This is a genomic window from Pseudopedobacter sp. (assembly GCF_040392825.1).
In the GTDB taxonomy this organism is placed as follows: domain Bacteria; phylum Bacteroidota; class Bacteroidia; order Sphingobacteriales; family Sphingobacteriaceae; genus Pseudopedobacter.
Map to the genome: position 1 here is coordinate 1 of NZ_JBEBVH010000320.1, position 4014 is coordinate 4014.

Below are 4014 nucleotides of genomic sequence, written 5' to 3' on the forward strand. Positions count from 1 at the left end.
CTTTCCTTACCTCAACCACGTCATCCTGAGCGCAGAGAAGGATCTCCGTGTTAATAGCTACTGCCGTTAATAATCCTAAAAATCTTCATCAGAAATGCCTACCTTCTAATAAATATATCAATTAATACCATTTTTCTTACGTTTCTTCTTCGTTTTTCCTACGTTTATCTTACACTTCTCCCTACCAAGACCTTTCCAGGTCTTACGATTCTCTTACGGTTCTCTTACGATTTTCTTACGTCTGTCTTACGTTTCTCTTACGCCAGACTTACGGAATGAAGGAAAAACGTAAGTAAATTGCAGGAAAACCGAAGGAAAAGAGACAAACCTATAGCGTTGCTATTACAGACTTGGTTCCTGAAAGCGGAGGAAGAACGAAACACAGAAGAGGAACCCATGCAAGAAAAGGTTTGATAAAACAAGGTAATTGAATCCAGATTGGTTCGAGATAGACGGATACCAGATTCGACTTTCCTTCGGGAATTGTTCGGGTGCGCTTCGGCATTTGCCGAAGGTTTGTCGAACACTTGTCGAAGAAACAGTACCTTTTGTCGAAGGATTGTCGAAGAACTGTCGAAGAAAACTGCAAGATTTCCCGAACAATTCTCGACTTTGTCTCGGATCTGTCTCAAATACATCCCGGAAAATTGGTTTGTGCTGATCTTAATTTAGATGGTCTGTTAGAAATATTTGCAAGTAAAAAAAATGATATAGGTTTCATTTAATATATCCTATACGAATTAATGATATTTAACATACAAACCAAACAGGTCTATCTGCTCATCCACAATGCTCCATTTTTGGTATTAAGCTTTTCCAATTTACCTTCAGAAACAAGTTCATCCAGAATTCCTTCACTGTCAGATCTCCTGATACCGGATAGTTCTGTAAATTCCTTTGCCGTAAGTGAAGGGTATTTTGAAAATAAGGACTCCCAGTTTTTGCCATATTCTGACTTTGATACGTTTGGTGCTAACTTTAAAATAGCGGTTTCATAGAATGGATAGGTTTTAGAACCGTAAACCATTTCTCTGGAACCGTTGTTTCCTTCAAAAAATAGGGTAGGGAAACCTCTTACGCCGTATTCTCTGGCTATCTTTAAATCTTCATTAAATAATGCTTTTGCGTCAGCTTCGAAATCCGATTTTAGCTTTTCTACATCTAAACCCGCTTTTTGAGCCGCGATAGCCAGGTACTCCCATTTGCTAATGTTTTTTTTCTCTAAGAAAACCATCTCCCTGATTACTCTTAAAAATAAAACCGCTTTATCCTGATCCTGCAACTGAGCTGCTTTGAATGCAATGGATGGAGGATAAGAAGAATCCAGCGGATCTTCCAGCCAAACATCGCCGTCAATGGGCATATCGTAATATTCGCTTACTTCATCCCAGTGGTGGGCAACGTCAGATGGTTTACTAATACCGCCGCCACTATAGCTCCAGTCCGGTAATAAACCACCCATACGGTATTCGATTTCTATATTATTGCCGTATTCCAATTTTAGCTTCCGTAGCTGCGGCTCTATTCCCCAGCAGGAAGAACAGATTGGATCGGTAAAGTAAATCACCTTAACTGGTTTTTCCTTTGACTGAACACTGCCAGCGCTTACTTCCTGATCTCCGAAACCTGGTATTTCACACATACCTGTTTCCGGGTCGCATAATAAAGGGTTGTTTTTTATGGTTTCGTTCGACATGATTTTATTTTTTAATGACTTCGGGTTGTAATTTAACGTATGAATAATAAGATAGGCTTAAGGTGGCTATAGCAAAAACAATGAACCCATAAGAATGGTAGTCTTTCGCCACATGCGCTACAATAGCAGAAACCAAATTGATAGCAAATCCCACATAAGCAGCAATTTTCAATGGCTTAGGTACAAAAGGAAGGATGAGTGTCAGAGCTCCCAGAATTTTAGCAATGGCAAGTTCAACTCTGAAAAAGTCAGGAAATCCCAAAAAGGTAAATGCACCTTTCATTTCTTCCGAAGTAAGGTAACTGTAACCGCTAAAGAGCATAAAAGCAGCAAATAATCCGGTTGTGCTCCAAAATAAGATGTTATGTGTTTTCATTTTCTATATTTTAAAAATCTATTACAAAGGTAGATGTAAGATAGTTTATAAATGTTATCAGTTACCTTTTGGAAACTACTTACCAATTGGAAACTATACTAGATTATCAGTATCTTTGCGGATATAAAATTTAGAGAGGTGAGAAAGAAACAGAGCATCAATAACTCCGCTGCCTGTCAGGTACGCATTGCAGGTATCAAAGATACTATGGAGCTTTTATCGGGAAAATGGAAATTTCATATTCTGGGGACGCTGATATTAGGTGGCAAGATGCGTTTTATGGATCTGCTGCGTGAAGTCGATGGTATAGCGGCTAAAATGCTGTCCAAAGAATTGCAGGATATGGAAATGAACCAGCTCGTCCGCCGTACCGTTCTCGATACCAAACCTATTACAGTAGAATACGAGGTAACAGAATACGGACGTACTTTAGAACCTATTATTGAAGAAATTGCGAAATGGGGAATTTCTTATAGGAATGCGCTTCACAAACCGGAAAGCGTTTAAATAATTCTATGTTGTTTACATCAATATATTATCTAATCCAACAACAAACACCTTTATGCCTCTAATTGTCTTCTTATTATTGCTTCTGCTGTTTTTGTTTAAGCTTTTTAGCATTGTTTATCTCGTTAAGCTTTTTAAGCTGTATCCGCAGTCGCTGCATAGTAATAATAAGCCTATGTTTTGTATACTGGCGATTATGTTATTTTATGTGTTTCACTGGATTGTTTTATATGGTGTTTTAGGTATAGACCTTTATAAGTCTTTTTGGTTAGATCTTTACTTTGTCCTCTTAATTCCTGTGGTCTGGTTTTTTAGGAATTATATAAGTCTGAATTTAAAGCTATCCAGAATCTTATTGGTAATCTTTACTTGTGTCTTAGTTGGTGTTCTGGCTGCTTTAAGTGAAAACGTGTTATGGTATTAGAATATGCTTAGTTTACATATTTAAATGCTAAAAGTCTGTTTGTATTTGTTACTTTTCTATTTCACTGAAATCGAGTAACTCATCAACTGTAACGTTTAGAGCTTTTGCTATTTTTAACAGAATATATGCTGTTGGGTTTGCTCCCTGTTTTTCATACCTGTTAATAGCTTGTTTATCTTTCCCATCTAATATAGCAGCTAGTTCCGTCTGATCTAGCTTTCTTTCTATTCGAATTTGAGCAATTCTCTTACCTAAATTTTCTCTGAATTTTTCCAAATCAGCATCCATTTAAGCAATCTCCACAATAAGCAAAAATAATGGTCAACAAATTTGTTTACTTTGATTTAATTATTTATATTTGATTTTATAACAAGGTATTATAAAGAGTCTTACAATCGCAATTCTGACGCCGTGATGTAAGACAGCAGAAATATCCCACTATCTATGTGTAGATGTACTATATTTGTTCATCGAAGTAGGTGTGGGCTCTGCTGTAAATCCGTATCACGTAAGGCGTCAGAAACTTTAAGCGATTATGGTATGTAGAGCCCACACTTATTATGGTGCTACTTGCTAAAAGACTCGTTAACATAATTAACGGGTATCATGGAAAAAGAAAAGGCCCAGATTTTCGCGGACATTCTACAAGAATGTTTTCAGGAGTTCTCTCTTGAAGAGACAAAAGCTTATCTCTGGCAATTGTTTTCACTTACTGTATCGGGAGCTTATAACAGGCAGACTTTGGAAAGGAGGGAAAAGCTTTTAGCGGTTTATGCGCATTTGCAACAGGTGCTGAATGCTTTGGAACCTATGCTAACCGAAGGCACCCTGAACAGCCGTCAATTAACAGATCCTTGTATTTTCAAATCACCGGAATAGTTTTTCGCTCTCATAAGGCTGTCCATGGTATGGTAAAAATAGTAGTAGTTTTTTATTGAAGCCATGCAGGTTGGACAGCCTGTTTTTTATCATTAAAATCTTAACCATAAAACCTTTATATGAGCATAGATA

Annotated in this window: 5 protein-coding genes; 2 read left to right on the plus strand and 3 right to left on the minus strand. The window is 37.3% G+C overall.

From position 1 onward, the window contains the following. Positions 1–772: 772 nt before the first annotated feature. The gene (locus tag ABWO41_RS16205) at positions 773–1696 is read right to left on the minus strand and encodes a ClpXP adapter SpxH family protein (RefSeq protein ID WP_353140268.1); all 924 of its coding nucleotides are present in this window, start codon (positions 1694–1696) and stop codon (positions 773–775) included. Between the two features lie 4 nt (positions 1697–1700). Continuing rightward, positions 1701–2072 (minus strand): DoxX family protein, encoded by a 372-nt coding sequence (locus ABWO41_RS16210; RefSeq protein ID WP_353140270.1) that lies wholly within the window; start codon positions 2070–2072, stop codon positions 1701–1703. 138 nt (positions 2073–2210) lie between these two features. Here ABWO41_RS16210 and ABWO41_RS16215 point away from each other — a divergent pair, with 138 nt between their 5' ends. Then, entirely contained in the window at positions 2211–2579 is a 369-nt protein-coding gene (locus ABWO41_RS16215; RefSeq protein ID WP_353140272.1) for a winged helix-turn-helix transcriptional regulator, read from the plus strand. A gap of 472 nt (positions 2580–3051) precedes the next feature. On the opposite strand, the gene ABWO41_RS16220 is transcribed toward ABWO41_RS16215, so the two are convergent. Beyond that, on the minus strand, positions 3052–3279 hold the full coding sequence (locus ABWO41_RS16220) for a helix-turn-helix domain-containing protein (protein ID WP_353140274.1): 228 nt from the start codon (positions 3277–3279) through the stop codon (positions 3052–3054). Positions 3280–3609: 330 nt separating this feature from the next. On the opposite strand from ABWO41_RS16220, the gene ABWO41_RS16225 reads away from it, so the two are divergent. Then, a complete protein-coding gene (locus ABWO41_RS16225; RefSeq protein ID WP_353140276.1) occupies positions 3610–3882 on the plus strand; it encodes a hypothetical protein in 273 nt (90 codons plus the stop codon). Positions 3883–4014 lie beyond the last annotated feature (132 nt).